24 protein-coding genes are annotated in these 19,504 nt (G+C 71.0%); 6 read left to right on the top strand and 18 right to left on the bottom strand.

The annotated features are described in order from the left end of the window. Positions 1-29: 29 nt before the first annotated feature. On the bottom strand, positions 30-596 hold the full coding sequence (purN, locus tag RIN46_RS05370) for a phosphoribosylglycinamide formyltransferase (RefSeq protein WP_309080492.1): 567 nt from the start codon (positions 594-596) through the stop codon (positions 30-32). Positions 597-629: 33 nt separating this feature from the next. On the opposite strand from purN, the gene RIN46_RS05365 reads away from it, so the two are divergent. Continuing rightward, complete coding sequence (locus RIN46_RS05365; protein ID WP_309080493.1) at positions 630-1,286, top strand: DinB family protein; 657 nt, start codon at positions 630-632, stop codon at positions 1,284-1,286. Between the two features lie 15 nt (positions 1,287-1,301). Here RIN46_RS05365 and RIN46_RS05360 read toward each other — a convergent pair whose 3' ends face one another. The 3 genes from RIN46_RS05360 to RIN46_RS05350 all read right to left on the bottom strand — a co-directional run bounded on the left by RIN46_RS05360 (position 1,302) and on the right by RIN46_RS05350 (position 4,849). Then, positions 1,302-2,621: a hypothetical protein gene (locus RIN46_RS05360; RefSeq protein ID WP_309080494.1), complete on the bottom strand. Its 1,320-nt coding sequence runs from the start codon at positions 2,619-2,621 to the stop codon at positions 1,302-1,304. Between the two features lie 79 nt (positions 2,622-2,700). Continuing rightward, the gene (locus RIN46_RS05355; RefSeq protein ID WP_309080495.1) at positions 2,701-4,041 is read right to left on the bottom strand and encodes a DUF6350 family protein; all 1,341 of its coding nucleotides are present in this window, start codon (positions 4,039-4,041) and stop codon (positions 2,701-2,703) included. A gap of 58 nt (positions 4,042-4,099) precedes the next feature. Beyond that, positions 4,100-4,849 (bottom strand): sulfite exporter TauE/SafE family protein, encoded by a 750-nt coding sequence (locus RIN46_RS05350; RefSeq protein WP_309080496.1) that lies wholly within the window; start codon positions 4,847-4,849, stop codon positions 4,100-4,102. A gap of 148 nt (positions 4,850-4,997) precedes the next feature. On the opposite strand from RIN46_RS05350, the gene RIN46_RS05345 reads away from it, so the two are divergent. Beyond that, complete coding sequence (locus RIN46_RS05345) at positions 4,998-6,143, top strand: glycosyltransferase family 1 protein (RefSeq protein ID WP_309080497.1); 1,146 nt, start codon at positions 4,998-5,000, stop codon at positions 6,141-6,143. A 3-nt stretch (positions 6,144-6,146) separates the two neighbouring features. On the opposite strand, the gene RIN46_RS05340 is transcribed toward RIN46_RS05345, so the two are convergent. The 4 genes from RIN46_RS05340 to RIN46_RS05325 form a co-directional block, all read right to left on the bottom strand. Next, positions 6,147-6,965: an aldolase/citrate lyase family protein gene (locus tag RIN46_RS05340; RefSeq protein WP_309080498.1), complete on the bottom strand. Its 819-nt coding sequence runs from the start codon at positions 6,963-6,965 to the stop codon at positions 6,147-6,149. After that, a complete protein-coding gene (gene hpaH / locus RIN46_RS05335; protein WP_309080499.1) occupies positions 6,950-7,735 on the bottom strand; it encodes a 2-oxo-hept-4-ene-1,7-dioate hydratase in 786 nt (261 codons plus the stop codon). Before hpaH ends, RIN46_RS05340 begins: the two co-directional genes overlap by 16 nt. 330 nt (positions 7,736-8,065) lie before the next feature. Then, the gene (locus RIN46_RS05330; RefSeq protein WP_309080500.1) at positions 8,066-8,806 is read right to left on the bottom strand and encodes a CE1759 family FMN reductase; all 741 of its coding nucleotides are present in this window, start codon (positions 8,804-8,806) and stop codon (positions 8,066-8,068) included. Between the two features lie 193 nt (positions 8,807-8,999). Then, complete coding sequence (locus RIN46_RS05325) at positions 9,000-9,533, bottom strand: DUF6328 family protein (protein ID WP_309080501.1); 534 nt, start codon at positions 9,531-9,533, stop codon at positions 9,000-9,002. 170 nt (positions 9,534-9,703) lie between these two features. Between RIN46_RS05325 and RIN46_RS05320 the strand changes: the two genes are divergently transcribed. From RIN46_RS05320 to RIN46_RS05305, 4 genes are all read left to right on the top strand, one after another. After that, positions 9,704-10,219, top strand: a complete 516-nt coding sequence (locus RIN46_RS05320) for a DNA starvation/stationary phase protection protein (RefSeq protein WP_309080502.1) — start codon at positions 9,704-9,706, stop codon at positions 10,217-10,219. Between the two features lie 89 nt (positions 10,220-10,308). After that, on the top strand, positions 10,309-10,515 hold the full coding sequence (locus RIN46_RS05315) for a CsbD family protein (protein WP_309080503.1): 207 nt from the start codon (positions 10,309-10,311) through the stop codon (positions 10,513-10,515). A gap of 61 nt (positions 10,516-10,576) precedes the next feature. Further along, complete coding sequence (locus RIN46_RS05310) at positions 10,577-10,798, top strand: hypothetical protein (protein ID WP_309080504.1); 222 nt, start codon at positions 10,577-10,579, stop codon at positions 10,796-10,798. Between the two features lie 144 nt (positions 10,799-10,942). Further along, complete coding sequence (locus tag RIN46_RS05305) at positions 10,943-11,518, top strand: isochorismatase family protein (RefSeq protein ID WP_309080505.1); 576 nt, start codon at positions 10,943-10,945, stop codon at positions 11,516-11,518. 150 nt (positions 11,519-11,668) lie between these two features. On the opposite strand, the gene RIN46_RS05300 is transcribed toward RIN46_RS05305, so the two are convergent. The 10 genes from RIN46_RS05300 to RIN46_RS05255 form a co-directional block, all read right to left on the bottom strand. Beyond that, positions 11,669-12,574 carry an SDR family oxidoreductase gene (locus RIN46_RS05300; RefSeq protein WP_309082295.1) on the bottom strand — a complete coding sequence of 302 codons (906 nt, stop codon included), beginning with the start codon at positions 12,572-12,574 and terminating at the stop codon, positions 11,669-11,671. Further along, complete coding sequence (locus tag RIN46_RS05295) at positions 12,564-13,190, bottom strand: hypothetical protein (RefSeq protein ID WP_309082294.1); 627 nt, start codon at positions 13,188-13,190, stop codon at positions 12,564-12,566. The genes RIN46_RS05300 and RIN46_RS05295 overlap by 11 nt, the downstream gene beginning before the upstream one ends. A 98-nt stretch (positions 13,191-13,288) precedes the next feature. Continuing rightward, on the bottom strand, positions 13,289-13,564 hold the full coding sequence (locus RIN46_RS05290; RefSeq protein WP_309082293.1) for a Rho termination factor N-terminal domain-containing protein: 276 nt from the start codon (positions 13,562-13,564) through the stop codon (positions 13,289-13,291). A gap of 87 nt (positions 13,565-13,651) precedes the next feature. Beyond that, positions 13,652-14,638 carry a cation transporter gene (locus RIN46_RS05285; RefSeq protein WP_309082292.1) on the bottom strand — a complete coding sequence of 329 codons (987 nt, stop codon included), beginning with the start codon at positions 14,636-14,638 and terminating at the stop codon, positions 13,652-13,654. Continuing rightward, entirely contained in the window at positions 14,635-15,168 is a 534-nt protein-coding gene (locus RIN46_RS05280) for a transporter substrate-binding domain-containing protein (protein WP_309082291.1), read from the bottom strand. The genes RIN46_RS05285 and RIN46_RS05280 overlap by 4 nt, the downstream gene beginning before the upstream one ends. 13 nt (positions 15,169-15,181) lie before the next feature. Beyond that, positions 15,182-15,913 (bottom strand): hypothetical protein, encoded by a 732-nt coding sequence (locus RIN46_RS05275; protein WP_309082290.1) that lies wholly within the window; start codon positions 15,911-15,913, stop codon positions 15,182-15,184. Between the two features lie 222 nt (positions 15,914-16,135). Next, on the bottom strand, positions 16,136-16,651 hold the full coding sequence (locus tag RIN46_RS05270; protein ID WP_309082301.1) for an ASCH domain-containing protein: 516 nt from the start codon (positions 16,649-16,651) through the stop codon (positions 16,136-16,138). 118 nt (positions 16,652-16,769) lie between these two features. Further along, complete coding sequence (locus RIN46_RS05265; protein ID WP_309082289.1) at positions 16,770-16,925, bottom strand: hypothetical protein; 156 nt, start codon at positions 16,923-16,925, stop codon at positions 16,770-16,772. A 129-nt stretch (positions 16,926-17,054) separates the two neighbouring features. Next, positions 17,055-18,686: an AMP-binding protein gene (locus tag RIN46_RS05260; RefSeq protein ID WP_309082288.1), complete on the bottom strand. Its 1,632-nt coding sequence runs from the start codon at positions 18,684-18,686 to the stop codon at positions 17,055-17,057. Positions 18,687-18,691: 5 nt separating this feature from the next. Next, on the bottom strand, positions 18,692-19,450 hold the full coding sequence (locus RIN46_RS05255; RefSeq protein ID WP_309082287.1) for an enoyl-CoA hydratase/isomerase family protein: 759 nt from the start codon (positions 19,448-19,450) through the stop codon (positions 18,692-18,694). Between the last annotated feature and the right edge of the window lie 54 nt (positions 19,451-19,504).

Here is a 19,504-nt window from a genome sequence, read left to right as displayed (position 1 = left end):
GATCCCGGCCGGACCGGGCCGCCACCCGGCTACGCGCCGGCGGCCAGCCCGGCCAGGACCTCGAGCAGCAGGGCCCGCTCCTCGATCTTGATGCGCTCGTGCAGCGTCTCCTCGGTGTCGTCCTCGCGCACGGCCACGGCCCGCTGGGCCAGGATGGGGCCGGTGTCCACGCCGGCGTCCGCGACGTGCACGGTGCAGCCGGTCACCTTGACGCCGTAGGCGAGGGCGTCCCGCACGCCGTGCGCCCCGGGGAACGCCGGCAGCAGCGCCGGGTGGGTATTGAGGTAGGTACCGTCGAAGGCCTCGATGAACTCCTCGCCGACGATCCGCATGAAGCCGCTGGAGAGGACGTAGTCGGGCGCGTAGGCGAGGCACTTCTGCGTCAGCGCGTGGGTCCACGCGGCTCGGTCGGCATAGTCCCCGAAATCGACGACGAACGTCTCGATCCCGGCCCCGGCCGCCCGCTCGACCCCGCCGGTCCCGGGCCGGTCCGCTCCGACGGCGGCGATCTCCACGTCGAGCCGGCCGTCCGCGACGGCGTCGATGACGGCCTGGAGGTTGGAGCCGGTCCCGGACACAAGAGCCACAATTCGCATGGGCTCTAGCCTATCGCCGCTAGGCTTCTGCCCATGAGTTCCAGCAATCCGAACGAGCGAACGGCGGAGCCCGGGGAACCGCAGCACGGCGCAGCGGGCGGCCGGCCGGGCACGACGGACTGGCGACCCGACACCAAGGACTGGACGTGGGTCATGACCCGCGCCTGCGCCGAGTGCGGCGAGGACGTCTCCGACCTGTCACCGCAGGACATCGCCGCGCGGATCCGCCAGGCGCTCCCGCTCTGGCAGCGCCTCCTGGTGGGCGAGGCCTTCGGGACCGGCCGCACGGGGATCGAGTCCAGCGGCGGGGACCACGAGGCGGCGCTGCGCCGCCGCCCGGCGGCGAACACCTGGTCGCCGCTGGAGTACGCGGCGCACATCCGCGACGTCTTCCGCGTCATGCACTACCGGCTAGACCTGATGCTCCGCGAGGACGCCCCCACCTTTCCCGACTGGGACCAGGACCAGAGCGCGATCGAGGACCGCTACAACGAGCAGGACCCCCGCGTGGTGTCCGTCCAGCTGGCCTCCGGCGGGCGCGGGTTCGCCGACGCGCTGGACTCGACCCTCGGGCGGGACCTCGGACGGCGCGGGATCCGCAGCAACGGCTCAGAGTTCACGGTGGAGTCGTTCGCCCGGTACGCCTGGCACGACGTCGCCCATCACCTGCACGACGTCGGCCTCCGCTAGACCCCACCCGCTCCGCTAGGCGCGGGCTCCCCCGCCGACGGGGCGGGTTCCGCCGCGTCCGGGGGCCGCGGCCGTGCCGGTGACGGCCGTCGTCGTCCGGATGAACACCACCAGCCAGCTGAAGACGATGCCCGCGGCCGCCAGCTCGAGCGCCGTGAGGTTGTAGTAGTGCAGCGGGAACCACAGGGAAGCGGCGCCGGCAAGCAGCGCCCCGGCGATGTAGGTGAAGGCGTAGAAGGCCCTCGGGTAGCCGGGCGCCCACAGTGGGATGCCGAGGAGCAGCGCGAGCAGGATCAGGGCGAGCAGCCGGACGAAGAAGGTGTGGACGGGCTCGGAGACGTGCAGGGTGACGGTGCCGATGCCGACCATGCACAGGCCGACCCCGATGAGACCCCAACGCACCACCCCGGCACGCGGCCGGAGGAAGCGTCGGCGGGGCCGTCCGGCCGCCGCGTCGTCGGCATCCCGCAGGGCGGCCCAGCGGGTCAGGTCACGGGTCACGAACGACGAGAGCGTGGTCAGGATGACGCCGGACGTGGTCATCGTGGTGTTGAACGTCCAGAACGAGGTGGCGCCGGCCTGCCCGGTGCCCAGCTCGCTGAACATGATGTGCCACCACAGCGGGTTCTCGGCCGCGAGCATGCTCACCAGCATGCCGGAGGCCATGAATCCGGCCAGCAGGAGGGACAGGGCGGCGGCGTCGATGCGCGCGCCGGAGTCGTAGGCCGCGTAGGCGGCGATGCCCGCCGCGATGGCCAGCATCCCGCCGCCGGCGTACGCGTCCACCGTGAGGCCGAAGAAGGCGTCCTGGAACATCCGGAAGACCACCAGCGAGGACATGACGGCGATCGACGCGTGGACGACCACCAGCGCCGCGCCGTCGACGATCTGCCGGAGCAGTGGCCGCGCGGACAGCCATGAGTGGGTGCCGCGGATCGTCTGGAGGTAGCCGGCGATGAAACCGCCTCCGGCGGCGACGCCCGTCGTCACCGCCGCGAGGTCGGCGACGGACCGTTCACCGGCCAGGGACGGCCGGTAGCCGTCGAACCCGACGAGTCCGACGACGAGCGCGACGAGCGCTGCGATCCCGCCGGAGAGGATGGCCCGCGACTCGACGAGCGCAGAGGCGGACAGGCGCTGGGCGCCGCCGGAGTCCGGACGCCCGGCGCCGGGAGCCTCCGCTCCCGGACGCTCCTGGCCCGCAGGTTCAGGGTCCGGAACGGCCGGCTCCGTGGAGCCGCGGCCCTGCGGCCCGGAGTGCCGCGGCGGCGTCTGCCCCCGCTCGTCGCCCGGATCGGCGCCGAGCCGGTGGGAACCTGACGCGTCGGTGGCCATGGTCCAACCCCTTCCTCGACAGGTCGATGCTTCTCGTGCCCATGTTTACACGGTCGTCTGGCCGTGCGCTGGGGCGCACCTAGTGGTCGTCGAGGACCGGGTCGTGCAGGAACATGGGCGTCGCCAGGGCCCCGAGCATGGCGCCGACGCCGACCTCGCCGGCGAGCATCAGCGCCGTCGTCCAGACGTCCGGCCCCACCTCCGTCAGGCGGCCGATCCCCACCGAGCCCATGGAGATCCAGCTCCCGGCCACCGAGACGAGCCCGGCCACCGCGCCGACGGCCAGGCCCAGCACCACCGTGGAGACGGTCAGCGAGAGCCAGCGGTACGGCATCTTGAGCGCGCACCAGTCGTCGAAGTGGTCCTCGCCCTCGCGGATGAACCACCACCCCGCGACGAACCCGGCGGCGACCGGCAGCGCCAGGAGCATCCACGCCGAGGAGAGCGCCTCGCCCGAGGGGAGGGAGGCGAGCAACGGCACGGCCGGCAGCGGCCCGACCGTGGTCTCCAGCGCGCTGAGCGTGGACCCGGCGCCGATGCTGAAGCCGCCGCCGGTGATCCAGGAGAGCGCCCAGAACGAGGCGTTGGGGACCAGCCCCAGCTGGCCGAAGGTCAGCAGGAACCCGCCGACGACGCCGGTGCGCAGCTGCTGGTACACGTTGGACATGTCCGCCCAGTGGAAGCCGAGGTTGACGGCGAGCACCAGCGAAGCGGCGGCCAGCGCCGTGAAGTAGGCGACGACGCCGGCCCGGATGACGGCCCAGACGTAGGACCCGGCCCAGCGCGCATGCTGGCTGGTCCTGGCGATCCAGGCGACCAGGTCGACGCCGATCAGCCGTGCCCAGGAGCCGGCTTCGCGTCGGCAGCCGGTCACCACGCCGATCCCGACCACCAAGAGCGGGACGAGCGCCGCGGCGACGAGGTTCACGCCGACCTCGTCCGTCTGGACGGCGAAACCCGTCAGGAGCCCGAACAGGGCGTAGGCGCCGAGGGCCCCGACGAGGCCCTGCCAGAGATTGTCGGCGTAGGAGGCCCGGGCGATGCGGCGCCCGGACCAGCAGGCGAGGAGGAAGGGCACGAGCATCAGGCCCAGCGGCGTCAGGGACAGTGTGCCCGTGAGGATCGTCCCGCCGTCGTCCGGGATGGACAGCCCCAGCGGCACGCCGTGCAGGACCAGCCAGGCCTGGCCGCAGAGGCGGAGGAGGTAGGCCACGTCGAGGTCGAGGAAGCCGCCGGCGAACCAGACGGCCACGAGCGGCACCACCACGAGGAACGCACTGATCACGGCGGTCTGGAGCAGCTCGAGCGCGCCCTGCAGGAACAGGGGCATGGGGACGCCGTCCCGCAGCACGTCGCGCAGGCGGTCCGCGAGGCGGGTTCTCGGCTCGGCTCCCCGGGCCCGGGCTGACTGCTTGTTCATCTCCTCAATCGTGCCACTCGGCGCCGGGGGGCCCGGCGAACGACTCGGTGCGCTCGCTTCAGAGAACCTCAATGAGCCCCTCGACCAGCGCCATGATGGCCCCGATGAACGCGATGGTGATCACGAAGATGCGGGCGCTGCGATCCGAGACGTGGCGCTGGAGGCGTTCGCCACCGAAGATCCCGATGACGATCGCGACCACGATGAGGGCCCACATCCACCAGTCGAGCAGGGGCGCCTGGCTCGGGTCGACGATCAGCTTGGTGATCACCGCGACCGCACCCATGCACGTGAAGAACGGCTGCAGGGTGGCCGCGAACGCGCGCTGCGGCCACCGGGTCAGGACGGCGTACGCGCTGACGGCCGGGCCGCCGACTCCGGCCATGGCGTTCGTCATGCCGGAGGCGAAGCCGGCGACGGCGCGGGGTGCCTTGCCGGTGACGACGACGTGGGCGCGGCTGAGCGAGAGCGACAGGATGAGCGCGATCAGGACGATCCCGCCGACGAAAATGGACAGCGGTCCTGAGTCCATGAGGGCGGCGGCGATGACGCCGGGGACGGAGCCGGCGATCGAGGAGACGGTGAGCCAGCGGAACATCGACCAGTCGATGTCCCTCCAGACGCGCGGCATGATGAGCGCGCTCGAGACGACGCCGCAGACGTTGATCATGAAGACGCCCACATGCGGGCCGAGGAGCAGGACCAGGAACGGTGAGACCAGCATGGCGAAGCCCAGACCGGCGACGCGCTGGGCGACGGCGCCGAGCACCACGAGGCCGAGCACCATCAGCAGCATCGTCACGTCCATGCGGGAAAGCCTATCGGCCGGACGACCTATCATTACCCTCGGCAACGAGCAGCGGCGCGTGTCGCCCGCGCGACGGCCGCCCCGAGAGTTCACCCGCTCCCCCGCGTCGGTTCACCGGCCCGCCACCGCGGCGGCCGAGGATGGGAGGGTGAAGATCGCAGTGGTTGCCGAGTCCTTCCTGCCGCACATGAACGGCGTCACCAACTCCGTCCTGCAGCTCCTCAAGCACCTCCGCGCAGAAGGGCACTCCGCCGTCGTCATCGCCCCGGCGACGAGCTGGGCCGGACCGGCCTGGGCGGCCGAGCCCGCGCCGCACTTCGCCGAGGGCTTCCCCGTCCACACACTGCCGGCACTGCCCCTGACCGGCTACGCCAACGTCCGGGTGGCCGCGGGCACGGTGACCCGGGTGCGGCGGCTCCTCGAGGCGGCCCGGCCCGACGTCGTGCACGTGGCCAGCCCGTTCGTGCTCGGGTGGCGCGCGATCCAGGCCGCGAACCAACTGGGGCTGCCGACGGTGTCCGTCTATCAGACGGAGATCCCGGCGTACGCCCAGCGCTACGGCGCCCCGTGGCTCGAGCAGCTGCTGTGGAACCACGTGCGCACCATGCACTCGGCCTCCACGCTCAATCTGGCCCCGAGCAGCTACTCGATGCGCCAGCTGGCCGACGCCGGCGTGCCGCGCCTGCGGATGTGGCGCCGCGGCGTGGACACGGAGCGCTTCAACCCCCAACGGCGCTCGGAGGAGCTGCGCGCCCGGCTGGCGCCGAACGGCGAGCGGCTGATCGGCTTCGTCGGGCGCCTGGCCGCCGAGAAGCAGGTGGAAGATCTCGCCGCGCTGGCCGACCTGCCCGGCACGCGGCTCGTCGTCGTGGGCTCGGGACCCCTGAAGCAGGTGCTGCGGGAGCGCCTCCCCGAGGCGCACTTCGCCGGATTCCTCGGCGGCGTGGAACTGGCGGAGACGGTCGCGAGCCTGGACGTCTTCGTCCACCCGGGCGAGTCGGAGACGTTCTGCCAGACCATCCAGGAGGCGATGGCGAGCGCCGTCCCCGTCGTCGCCGTCGGACGCGGCGGACCCCTGGACCTGGTGGACAGCTCCCGGACCGGGTGGATCTACGCCCCCGGCGACCTGACGGACCTTCGCTCGCGCGTCACGGACCTGGTGTACGACGACGTCAAGCGCGCCGCGTTCGCCGCCGCGGCACAGGCCTCGGTCCGGGGGCGGACGTGGCCGGTCCTCTGCGAACAGCTGCTGGCCTACTATCGTGAGGCGGTGCTCGCCGGGGCCGACGCGTAGCAGTTAGTAGCTGGCCGGGCGGCCGCCCTCGTCCACGGTGATGTACTTCGCCGCGAGGGCCTCGCTCCCCCGGGCGAGGAGCGCGACGTCGGCGCCGACGTTCACGAAGTCGGCGCCGGCCTCGATGTAGTCGCGGGCGTCGGCCTCGACGAATGCGTTGACGCCCACGATCTTGCCGGCGGCCTTCACATCGGCGATGGTGCGTTTGACGGCCGCGACGACCTCCGGATGCCCCTGCTGCCCGAGCAGCCCCATGGTGGCGGCGAGATCGGACGGGCCGATGAAGACGGCGTCGACCCCGTCGACGGCGGCGATGGCCGCCGCGTTGCGGACCGCCTCGGCGGACTCGACCTGCACGATGAGCGAGATGAAGTCGTCGGCGCGCTGGAGGTACTCGGGCACGCGGTTCCAGCGGGCCGAGCGCGCCAGCGCCGAGCCGACGCCGCGCATCCCGCGCGGCGCGTACCGGACCGCGCGGACGGCCTCACGGGCGCTCTCGGCCGTATCCACCATCGGGACGATGAGCGACTGTGCCCCGAGGTCCAGGTACTGCTTGATGAGGACGGGGTCGTTGAACGGGACCCGCACCACGGAGACGCACGGGTAGCCGGCGATCGCGCGGAGCTGCGCGAGGATCGAGTCCAGGCCGTTGGGACCGTGCTCGCCGTCGATCAGCAGATAGTCGAGTCCCGCCCCGGCGCAGATCTCGGCGGCGCCGGCGTCCCCGGAGCAGACGAACATCCCGGCGACCGTCCGGCCGACGGCGGCGTCGCCGACGAAGAGGTTCTTGAACGAGCGGGGCGGGTCTACACGAAGCGGCATGTCACGGTTCCCATCGGTCCGTAGTCGGCGAGCACGGTGTCGCCCTGGTACACCCACATCGGGCGGGTGAAGGAGCCAGCGAGGATGATCTCCCCGGCCTTCAGCCCGTCACCGTGGGCGGCAATCTTGTTGGCCAGCCAGTAGACGCCGGCGGCCGGGTGGTTCAGGACACCCGCTCCGACGCCGGTCTCCTCCACCACCTGGTTCTTGTAGAGGATCGCGGCGACCCAGCGCAGGTCGACGTCCTGCGGTCGGACCGGGTTGCCGCCCACGACCATGGCCCCCATCGCCGCGTTGTCCGAGATGGTGTCCACGATGGTGCGGCCCTCCATCTGGACCCGGGAGTCCAGGATCTCGAGGGCGGGCACCACGTACTCGGTGGCGTCGAGGACGTCGAAGATCGTGGCGCCGGGGCCGCTGATGTCCTGGCCGAGTTTGAAGGCGAGCTCAACCTCCACGCGCGGGTGCGTGTAGCGGTCCCAGACGACCTCGCAGCCGTTCTCGAGGATCATGTCGTCGAAGATGATGCCGTAGTCCGGCTCGGTGATGCCGGTGGCCATCTGCATGGCGCGGGAGGTGAGGCCGATCTTGCGTCCGGCGAGTCGCCGCCCGTTCTCCTCGCTGCGCTGCCGCCAGAGGTTCTGCACGCGGTAGGAGTCCTCGACCGTCATCTCGGGGAAGCGCGCCGTGAGTCGCTCCACGGGCGTCCTGGTCCGGCCGGCCTCGACGAGTTCGTCGGCGATCCGGGTGATGGCCTCGTCACTGAGCATGCGTGCACCTTCCGCGTCTTCGCGAGCGCACCGGACCGACGGGCGGGCCGACGCGCTGTCACAGGGGTGCGACCGGGGCAGGGCACCGGTCGCCAGTAATGCTCATGCTAACGCGGCCCGTGGGCGGCGGACTCCCCGCGCAGTGCTTCGGCGCGTGCAGCGCCAACCATCGTGCGCCGTGCGGCAAGCCCTCCGACCGGCGGGGAGCCCGCGACCGTGTCGACGCGGGACCCCGTCCGGCGCGGGCGCCTCGGCCGCTGCACCTCAGCCGCGGGCACCTCCGCCCCGGGCGCCTCCGCCCCGGGCGCCTCGGCCGCAGCATCCGGGTCCCTACATCTGGTTTCCGTTCACGCTGGCGAGGAGGTCCTCGAACGGGAGCGTCGTCATCGCCTCGCGCTCGCGCGCCGTCCGACGCTCCCGGCGGTCCTGTGGTTCGCGCTCCAGCTCCGCCGTCGTCGGGGCGATGCTCCGCGTCGTCAGGTCCGCCGAGAGGTCCTCGGCGTCGACGGCGAGCGCCAGGGCGAGCTCCCGCCCGGCCCGGCGAGCCCGCGCGGTGAGCGCACCGCCGGCGTACCCGCCCTGGTCTGCGGCACCCCAGTCCTCCGGCGCCGCGAAGACGCCCGTGGGCATGATGTCCGCGCGGAGGTAGCTGAAGATGGGACGCATGGCGTAGTCGACCACCAGGGAGTGCCGGACCGAGCCACCCGTCGCCGCGAGGACCACGGGCATCGCCTCGAAGGCCCGGGGATCGAGCAGGTCGATGAAGGACTTGAGGAGTCCGGACACGCTGGCCGTGAAGACCGGGCTGACCGCGATCATCGCATCGGCGTCGGTGACCAGGTCGATGACCTGCTGGACGCGGGGGCTGTTGTAGCGGGAGACCATGGCGGTGGCGACGTCCGTGGCGTAGTCGCGCAGCTCGATCACGTCGACCCGTGCGTCGACGCCGCGCGCGCTCAACTCGGACGCGGCCGCCTCGGCGATCCGGTCGCCGAGCATGCGACTGGTCGACGGCACACCCAGCCCGCCGGAAATGACGACGATCCTCCGGGTCCTGCCACTGCTAGCCATGGTGCTGTCCTCTCTACGTCGGTGCTGCGTCGGTGCGGGCCCTGCGACCCGCCGCATCATTGCATGCGTATGCATATAACGGTGCGGTGGGCGCTCGCATTCCCGACACTGCGCACGTCTCGGCTGGTCCCTGGAGACCCACGGGAACGACGACGGCGCCGGGGCGCGCAATGGCCCGGTGGCACGCCGGTGCTCAGGCGCTCCGCCGCGCCCGCTTCTGACGCGAGCGCAGGACAGCCGGCAGGATGGTCAGCAGGAAGAGCGTCACCGCCAGGACGCCGCCGCCGATCCACCAGGCGGCCGTCAGCGAGACGACGATGTCCACGATGAAGAACACGGCGAGGCTCACCACCAGACCGATGCCGACCAGGGCCACCCGGACGAGGTGGTGCCCGTACTCGACGGTCTGCTCCTTCACGTGGCGCCGGAACATCCGCCGGTGAATGGCCACCGGCGTCATGATGAGCCCGGTGATGAGGACGGACGCAACCAGCAGCACGATGTAGACGCCGTGCTGCGTGGAGGAGAGCTCCGTGAAGCGTGACTGGAACGGCAGCGTCATGAGGAACGCCGTTAGGATCTGCGCGCCCGTCTGCATCACTCGGAGCTCCTGGAGGAGCTCGTTCCAGTTGCGGTCGGCGCGCTCATCCGGCGTCTCGTGCCGACCGTTGCTGAGCTGGCGTCCGTCGTGGCGGTCGCCGTCGTCATGGGTCGTGGATGCCTCCATGGGAGAAAGGTAGTCCCCCGAGGCCCCCTCCCGGTAGACCTCCCTCCGTAGATGCGAGGAAGTAGCTGAGCGGTCTCTGGGAGTGGGGACGGCGCGCTAGCCAAGGTGCACGCGGAGAGTTAGCGTGAAAACCGTTAGTGCTAGTCAACGCTCCCAAGGAGGGCCCCGATATGGCAGCTAAGAACGACGCGAAGTTCACAGTCCCCGGTCTCTCGATCGAGGACGGCCACCAGGTCGCCAACACGCTGCAGGCCAGGCTGCACGCCCTGAACGATCTCCAGCTGACGCTCAAGCACGCACACTGGAACGTCGTGGGCCGGGGGTTCATCTCCGTGCACGAGATGCTGGATCCGCAGATCGAGCTGGTGCGCGGCTTCGTCGACGAGCTGGCCGAGCGCATGGCCACGCTGGGCGTCTCGCCCAACGGCCTGCCCGGCAATCTGGTCAAGACCCGCGGGTGGGACGACTACGCCGTGCACCGTGGCACCGTCACCGAGCACCTGACGGCGCTCAACGAGGTCTACAACGGCATCATCTCCAGCCACCGCGAGGCGATCGAGGCCGTCGGCGAGATCGATCCGATCACCGAGGACATGCTGATCGGTCAGACCGGCCAGCTGGAGCTCTTCCAGTGGTTCATGCGCTCCCACCTCGAGAACGACGCCGGCGAGCTCAACGCCACGTAGCCGGCAGGCCGGCAGACGGCCGACCCCAGAGCACGGGTCCGGTCACGGACCCGGAACCGAAGATCCGCAACACGATGCAGGAGGAAGTCATGGGATTCGACGACAAGATCGGCAACAAGGCCCAGGAGATGTCCGGCAAGGCCAAGGAGGCCGTCGGCGACGCCACCGACAACCGCGACCTCCAGGCGGAGGGCGTGAAGGATCAGGCCGCCGCCAACACCAAGCAGGCCGGTGAGAAGATCGGCGATGCCGCGAAGGACGTCAAGGACGGCCTCGGCGACAACGACAACCGCTAGCCGGCCCGCGCACGCCTCGAGCAACACCCGGCGCCTCGCCGGCGACGCAGGAGGAGCACCAATGGGAATCGATGGAATGACCGGACAGGACAAGTTCGGACGCGGCGACAACGCGACCGACCAGATCCAGCAGACGGCCGCCGAGGCGAAGCAGAAGCTCGCCCAGGAGCAGGCCGCGGAGGACCGGCACGGGTCCGACTCGGCCGGGCAGCCACCGGGCGACTCCGACGACGGTCCGGACGAGGGCGGCCCCAAGCAGCCGCAGGACTTCCGCGGGCACTGACAGGCCCCTCGTCCGAGCCACCGAGAGACGGCGCCCCGACCCACCGCGCGCAGCGCGGGGTCGGGGCGCCGTCGTCGCCTGACCGGGCCCACTGGCCAGGCCACCCCGCCCGAGCCACTACACACCAGGAACGAAGGAGATACGGTGACCGCCGCCGTCGTATTCATTGACCTCCAGAACGGGTTCTTCGAGGATCCCGATCTCGCCCGGATCCAGGAACCGCTCGTGGCACAGGCCAACCGGCTCGCCGCGGCCGCACGCGGGCGGGGCTACGCGATCTACCACGTCATCACCGAGCACGCACGGGACAAGTCCACGTGGACGCTGAGCATGCTCGACGACGACCAGGGCTTCAACTTCGTCGGCACGGAGCAGGCCGCGCCGCTGGCCGGACTCGAGTTGGACGACGCCCACCGGCTCACGAAGATCCGCGACAGCGCGTTCTTCGGCACGTCGCTGGCGCAGCGGCTGCGGATCGGCGGCGCGGAGCGCATCGCGATCGCGGGCGTCTCCGGGCAGAACTGCATCAACCGGACGGGGTCGGACGCCTTCGCGGAGAACCTCCGGGTAGCCTACGCGCGGGACGCGATCGGCTCGGAGAATCCGGAGCGCTGCCGGGAGGCGCTGGACATGCTCAGCGACGAGCTCCGCCAGCCCGTCCTCGGCACGGACGAGCTGATGGACTGGCTCGCCGGCGCGTCGGGCACCGCCGGGGAATAGGGCCGGGCAGGCCAGGAGCCGCGTTCCGGGCATCCTCTCGATGCCCGGAACGCGGCTCCTCGTCGGTCCGGCCGGCTCCACTGGTGGCATCCCCAACGCTGGAGCCGACCGGTGTCTCTGACGACAGGGCGCCGCCGAGCGGCTGCGGGTCTACGGCGAAGGCTTGCCGCCGTTGACGTTGAGCGTCTCGCCGAGGACGTAGCTGGACTCCTCGGACGCCAGGAACACGTAGGCCGATGCGAGCTCCGCAGGCTGTCCGGCGCGCCCGAGAGGCACGTCGTGGCCGAACTTCGGCAGCTTCTCCTTGGGCTGCCCGTCGGAGACCTGGAGCGGCGTCCAGATGGGCCCCGGGGCCACCGCGTTGACACGGATGCCCCGCGGGCCGAGCTGCTCGGCCAGGCCCTTGGTGAAGTTGTTGATCGCCGCCTTGGTCGCCGCGTAGTCCAGCAGGACCGGCGACGGCTCGTACGCCTGGATGGACGTGGTGTTGATGACGCTGGCCCCGTCCGGCAGGTACTTCAACGCCTCGCGGGTGATCGTGAACATCGCGAGGATGTTCACCTGGAACGTCTCCAGGACCTGCTCGTCCGTCAGCTCCTCGAGCTTCTCGATCGCGATCTGCTTGCCGGCGTTGTTCACCAGGATGTCGAGGCCGCCGAGCGCCTCCGCAGCATCGTGGACTACCTGCTTGCGATAGTTGACGTCCATCAAATCGCCCGGCAGTCCGATGCCGACCTTGCCGGTCGCCTCGATCTGCGTGATGACGTGGCGGGCGTCCTCCGCCTCGTCCGGCAGGTAGGCGATGGCGACGTCGGCTCCCTCTCGAGCGAAGGCGATCGCCACGGCCGCGCCGATGCCGGAGTCGCCTCCGGTGATGAGCGCCTTCCGGCCCTCCAATCGGCCGCTGCCCTGATAGGTCTTCTCCCCGTGGTCCGCCTGCGGCTCGAGCTTCGCGTCGAGCCCCGGCTCCGGCTGGTCCTGCTTAGGCGGGGAGATCTTGGGGTACTTGGTAACGGGGTTCTCCAGGGCGCTTCCCTGGTGGTGGTTATCCTGCATCGAAACGGTTCTCCTCGTCGTTGGGTCCTTCGCCCTCGGTCACGGGCTCTTCCTTGGTGCCGTCCGGCAGGTCGTCCGGGTCGCGGGTGACGGTCGCGCTGTCCGGCTCGCCGTACGGGTTGTCCTGACGGTCCACCGTCTCGGCAGTGAACCGCTCGCCGTCGGGCAGCGGCGGTGGCGGCAGGGTCTGGTCGTCGATGGGGTCCGTCGCGTCGCGCAGCGGATCCTCGGCGTCGAGCGTGGACGGCAGGTCCTGGTCCCCCTCTTCCACCGGGCTGGCGTCGCGCCCGTCCACCGGATCGGGGATCACGGGGTCGTCGCCGATGGGCCTCTCGTCCGGATGCTCCGAGTCGAGTTCGGTGAACTCCCCCGCCGCGTCGTACGTCGACACCGGGGTCACCCCCTCGCTGTCCGCTTCGAGGGCCCCGGCCTCCAGTGACTCGTCCGCCACCGGGTCGCCGTCCACGGGCTCGGTGCCGATCGCGTCGGTGTCCAGGTCCGCGTCGGCGACGTCCTCGCCGATGGCACGGTCCGGCGCGATGTCCTGATTCAGCGCTTCGTCGCCGAGCGGGTCCCCGTGGACCGGCTCCTCGTTCATGGGTTGTTCGACTGGCATGGCTCCTCCTTCGAAGTCAGGTGCCCGCTGGGATGCCGCCCCGCGGGTGCAGGGGGCGGGGCATCGGTGATCCCGCCGGCGGCGGCGCCGCCGCGGAGTCAGTGGTTGCGGAGAGCCTTGATCAGCTCGTCCTTCTTCATGTCCGAGTAGCCGGTGATGTCCAGCTCCTTGGCGCGGTCCTGGAGCTCGTCGACGGTCCAGTCCTCGTAGCTGCCGGACTCGCCTCCGCGCTCGCCCACCTCGGAGCGACCGTCGCGGGCGGCGGCATTCGCGATGCGGGCGGCCTTCTCCTTGGAGTTGCCCTCGTCGCGCAGCTTCTCGTAGAGCTCGTCGTCCTTGATCTGCGGGGTGTCGTCCTTCTTCTTCTCAGCCATTCGAACCTCCGGATCGTGGTGTACGGCCAGCCTAATCAGGCCCGGGTCCGCCGGGTCAACGGTGCCTTGGAGACTTGCAGGCGACTCTCAGCCCGTCGCCCGTCGAGACTCAGACAGCAGATGCTCGGGCAGCTCGCGCACGGGGGCCACGACGACGTCGTACGACTTCCAGTCCAGCTCCTCCACGCGACCCAGGACCTCCTCGACCTCATCCAGGTGGATCTCGTCGCCGCGCGGGACCACGAAGATCTCCACGTGGAAGACCATGCCCATGTCGCGAATGCGCGTGGCCGCGTCGGACACCCAGGCGAGGTCCTTCACGGTCGTGGTCACCTCCTCGATCAGCGGGTCGGGCTTCTTGTCGTCGTAGGTGGTGGCGCGGGCGTCCAGCAGGCCCAGCAGCGCGTTCCTGGTGTTCCGGACGCCGTCTCGGAGGATGCCCACGGAGATCAGGAGCGCCGCGGCGTAGTCCATCCACCAGAGCCCCACCCCGACGCCGAGCACGCCGACGATCGAGGCGACGTTGGTGGTCCAGTCCGCCTTCGCCATGTCCGCGTCGGCGTAGAGCAGCTTGTTGTGCAGGGGCGCGGCCGCTTTGGTCTTGAGCCGGCCGAGGATGACGGCGGGAACCACGATCAGGCTCATGGCACCGATCATCAGCCAGCCGAGCCAGACGGTGTGCCCGAGGATGGCGATGGTCCCGATGGTGGGGTGCTCGCCCTTGACCAGGCCGGCCACCGACTCGTAGGCCAGCAGCGAGCCGACGCACGCGAGCGTGACGCCGCTGACGAGGTGCCCGGCCCCCATGGCGCGGTGGTAGCCGTACGGGTGCTTCGGCTTGCGCTTGTGCCGCGTGTAGACCAGCGCCACGAGGAAGGCGATCTGCGGGACTGCGGAGAGCATGTCCTCCACCCAGGCCGTCTTCATCGCCTGGGAGTTGCCCATCACGGACGCCACCAACGTCAGCGTGAACACCAGGTAGGCCAGCGTGATCCATTCGAGCCTCACGGCGCGGTGGAGCTGGTGGCGGACCTCCTCGGGCAGCTGGTGCTGCTGTCCGGTGAGCGCGCTCATCGCCCCTCCCCCGCCTGCGTCTTGCCGGTCACGCGGTCGAGGTGTCGCTCCAGCTCGCTGATGAACGCGTTCTCGCCCATGGGAGCCAGCATGACCAGTCGGTGCTTCTTGCCGTCGCTCAGGACGATCTCCGTGTAGGGGCGGGTCACCCCGACCTTGGAAGACCATGGCGACTTGCTGGTGATGCCGCCGACCGCGAGGTCGAGGGAACCCTCCTCGAGCCGGCGCACCAGTTCGCCCTCGCTGGAGACGACGAACTCGACCTCGGCCCCGAGCTCGCGGGCGAAGCCGCGCACCAGATCGATCTCGCTCCCCGAGACCTGATCGTCCGAGACGGCTCCGTCCGGGCCGACCTGGCCGGCGACGTCGACGAAGCCAGCGTGCGGGGTCGCGCCGATGCGGAGGGTCCCGCCCTGCACGGCGTCCAGGGTCCCCTCGGGATCGGTGGGAACGTGCAGGCTGCACCCCGACAGCGCCACCACGAGGGTGGCGATCAGGACTGCTGCGGCGGCGCGTACGGGGCGTTTCACTCTCGCTCACCCCCTACTTGCCCTGCTGGCTGCCGTCCCCGATGCCGTAGTCGTCCTCGCCGCCCGGCCCCTGCTGCGGTTCCGGTCCTTCCTCGGCCGTGTCCGGCTCATCGTGCGCGAAGCTCTGGACGGGCCGCTGCCCACCGTCTCCGTAGGATCCGCTGCTGTAAAAGTCGGAAGTATCGGATCCCTTCGCGGCCTCCTGGCCGCTGACCTCGTCGCCGGCCGCGGCGCCGAAGCTCGCGGTACGCGACCCCTCGGGCTGCTCCGCGCCGTAGGACCCGCCCTCGCCCGCGATCGGGTCCTCGATCGTCGAGGTGCCGAGGGCGCCCGTTCCGCCTCGCTCGGAGCTGTCGGTACGCGAACGCTCCGGCTGCTCGGCCCCGTAGGAGCCGCCGCCTCCGTCCGTCTGGGTCACGTCGCCGTTGGCGTCGCCGCGCGGGTCGGAGGCGTCGAAGCCGGTCTGGCCGGCATCCTCGCCGGAGAGGGGCTCGTCCCGGCCGATCGGCTGCGACTCGCCCTCGAACTGCTCCGACGCGGAGCTCTTCGGCGAGCCGTACTGGGACTGCGCCGTCTCCGTCTGGTCCGGGCCCGACTGCTCCCCCTCCACCGGGGTGGCCTCGGCCTGAGCGGTCCCGGGCTCGGCGTCTCCGGCCTGCCGGAAGTCGGCGGAGCTGGAGAATTGATCCGGCTCGCCCGCGGTCTGGTTCTCGTCCGGCTCGAACTGCTCGTTCCTGTGACTCATGATGGCTCCCTTCACCGTGGGCTGCCGCCGTTGCGAACGGCGAGGTGACGGCCTACTTTCCGTCCCGTCACCCGAATCCAAGCTATGCCCGGGCGGGACGTTCGGCAATGGATGCACGGGCGTTCGAGCCAACTCTCAGGTGGCATCCAGCGAGTCTTCACGCAGCTCCCTCCTGCAGTCCGCCAGGGGACGGCCGGTCCCCCGACGGCGCCGGAGCGCGGTTCAGTCCGCCAGGTCGGGAGGCCAGACGACGGCGAAGCGCTCCAGCACGATTCCCCGGCCCGGCCGGGCCGTCTCCTCGGGGCTCCACTCGTGTCCGGCCGCGCCCCGCGTGCGCCTCCAGTAGCGCTCGTGCTCGCGTCGCCAGGACTCGAGCGTGCGGTCGTCCTCGCCCTCGTCGAACGCGAAGGCGGCGTCGACGTCGTCGAAGGCGGCCAGGCGGAGCTCCGTGGTCCGCAGGATCACGGCGGGCGCGCCGGTGCCGTGGCAAGCGATCCAGTGCGAGCCGATGCGGGGCATCGGCTCACCCTCCTCGGCGAATTCGAGTTCGAGCGTCGCCGTGGCCCGCTTGGCGCCATGGGTGACCTCGCGCAGGAGCGCGTCGGCGAGCGCGGGCGAGTCGCCGAAGTACTCGACCGTGTAGTCGTCCACGCGGCCCCCGCCGGCGGCGCCCTCCCGGGAGCCGCCGTCGCAGGCTCGGGGCACGACGGCGGACGCAGCCGTGTAGGCGCGCCACATCCGGCGCGCGGCCTCGCGATCGACGGGCGGCAGGGTGGCGGGGTCCGCGGGGGTCTGTGTCACCGCACCAGCCTAGTCAGGTCAGACGCGCAGACCAGGCCGGCAGGGACGGTTCGGGCTAGTCGCCGTCGTCCGCGGCGAGGTGGTCGAAGCCCGTCTCGGCGGCGGTCTCGTGGCGCTTCTCCTGGAGTGCCTGCGCCTGCTCCATCTCCCGCAGGTGCTCCTCCTCCAGTTCCTTTGAGCCGAAGTCCTTCTCGGCGAAATCGGTGCCCATGGTGATCTCCTCGCCTCGGGGCGCCCGGGTGCGGGCGCCTGAGCTGGTACCTCTCCGCGGGTCCAGACGGCCCGGGTAGGGCCAGCGTAGGCCCGCCCCACCAAGTGCTCAAGACCCCGCGGCACAGACTCATCGCCCGGGGGCGTGGAACGCTCCCTCCAGATCCGCCGGGAGGCGGTGCTTGGCGATGCGCTGGCTCGGCGTCAGCGGCATCTCCTCCACGAGCTTGATGTACCGCGGCAGCTGGAACCTGGCGAGCCGCTCACCGCCCCACTGGAGCAACCCTGCGGGATCAACGCGTCGGCCCTCCGCGGCGGTGACGACGAGCAGCATCTCCTGCTCGCCCACCGCCGCGTCTACCCCGACGACGGCGCAGCGGTCCACGTCCGGGTGCAGCGCGAACACGTTCTCCACCTGCCAGGCCGAGACGTTCTCGCCGCGGACGCGGATGCTGTCGCTGCCGCGGCCGAGGAAGTGCAACCGGCCGTCCGCGTCGAAGCGCCCGTGGTCACCCGTGCGGAACCAGTCCCCCCGGCGGGCTTTCACGCTCGCCTCAGGATTGCCGAGGTAGCCGGCCGTCAGCAGCCCGGCGACGCGGCCCCGGACGAGGATCTCGCCGGGCCGCGCCCCGTCGTCGTCCGCGTCCTCCCCCGGACCGCCGGAGTCTCGCTCCGGATCCGGCTCGACCGCGATCTCGACCCACGGCAACGGGCGGCCGATGCCGCCGTCGGATTCGTGCCGGTTGAACGTGACGATGCTGGAGGTCTCCGTCATGCCGTAGCACTCGTGCAGCGCGAAACCGTAGCGCTGGGCGCAGGCCGCGCGGACCTCCGGGGTGGCCCCGGCGCCCCAGGCGACGCGGACCCGGTTCGCCCGTTCGGCGTCGGTCGCGGGCAGTTGGAGGAGGATCTGCAGCACGCCCCCGAGGTAGTGGATGTGGGTGACGGAGAAGTCCACGACGTCCCGCCAGAACCGGGAGGCGCTGAACTTCGGGGCCAGTGCGAGCGCGACCTCGCGATACAGCGGGATGAAGACGACCTGCGCCCCGCCGATGTGGAAGAGGGGCTCCCAGACATAGAACACGTCTCCCTTCTCGGGCTCGGTCACCTCGAGGGCGCCCAGCACGGCCGCGCGGAGCATCGTCTCGCTGACCAGCACGCCCTTCGGCGGGCCCGTGGTTCCCGAGGTGTATATCAGGAGGGCAGCGTCGCCGCGGTCGCCCTGATCAGCGGCCGGAGCGGCCAGGGAGACCAGGCTCAGGCGGCCGCCCGCAGCGTCTCCTGCCGCGTCGTCCGTCACGCCGCCCCCCGTGCCGTGCAGCCGCAGGTCGGCGGCCGCCCGGGGCTCCTGCGCCGGCCGGGACCGCGCCAGCTGCTCCAGGAAGGGGCCCGCGGACTCGGCGACGACGTCGGTCGCACCCGAGTCGCGCAGCTGGTGGAGCAGCGGCTCGCCCTTCAGCTGGGTGTTCAGCGGGAGCCACAGCGCTCTCAGGCGCAGTAACGCGAAGATGAGCACCACGTGGTCGATTCCTACCGGCAGGGCCAGCCCGACCCGGGACGTGGGGCCGACCCCGAGCTCGCGCAGCCGAGCGGCGGCGTCGTCGACTCTGAGGTTCAGCTCCGCGGCGGTCAGGGAGCGTTCCCGGTCGCGCAGGTAGACCCGGTCCGGCTCGGTGCGGGCGAGCCGCCCCAGCGCCTCCGAGAACCCGGGGCCGTGGATGAACTCCTCGGCCTGCTCGACGGTGGTCCGGTGTCCTTCCACTGCGGCTAGGCCCCCTTCCTGGACACGAAGTCTCCGGCGGTGCGCTGCGGCTCGCCGTCGCCGTAGGCCTCCTGATCGATCTCCAGTGCGGCGGCGAAGGCCTCCTCGAGCCCCGGCATGAGGGTGGCCCGGATGCGCTTCTTCGTGGAGGAGAACGCGTGCTTCGGTAGCGCGGCGAGCTCCTTCGCCAGTTCGATGCTGCGCGGGAGCACGTCCTCGGCGGGGTGCAGCTCCGCGATGAGGCCGAGCCGCTGCGCCTCGTCGGCGTCGAGCAGGCGCCCGGTGAGCATCATCTCGGTGGTCTTGCTGTGACCCAGCGACTGCCAGGTCAGGTAGAGCCCGGTGATGCTCGGGATCCCGGACTTCACCTCGGGCTGGCCGATCCGCACGCCGGGATGGGCGATCCTCAGATCGCAGAGGAGCGCCAGTTGATAGCCGGAACCGGCCGTCACTCCGTTGAGGGCGGCGATCACCGGCTTCGAGCAGGAGAGCACCGCGTCGTACACGCGACGGAAGATGTCCAGCCACTCCTCGACGCTGTCCTCGGTGAAACCGGCCACCTCCTTGAGGTCCTGGCCGGCGCAGAAGGCGCGGTCGCCCTGGCCGGTGAGGATGACGGCGTCCACGTCCGGGTCGGCGTCGAGCTCGGTCAGCGAGGCGGCCATCTGCCGCTGCATGTCCTGGGTCCAGGCGTTGAGCGCCGCCGGGTTGTTCAGGGTGAGGGTCGCGATCCGGTCGGTGATGGTCACGTCGAGGCTGGGCATGGTGTCTCTCCTTCTCGGCGGGGCGTCCCGCCGCGGGTCCGATGGTGGTTGTCT

Source organism: Zhihengliuella sp., assembly GCF_031178195.1.
Classification (GTDB): Bacteria; Actinomycetota; Actinomycetes; order Actinomycetales; family Micrococcaceae; genus Zhihengliuella.
Note: the sequence above shows the minus strand (reverse complement) of the source record. Positions and strands in the feature narration are given on the sequence as shown.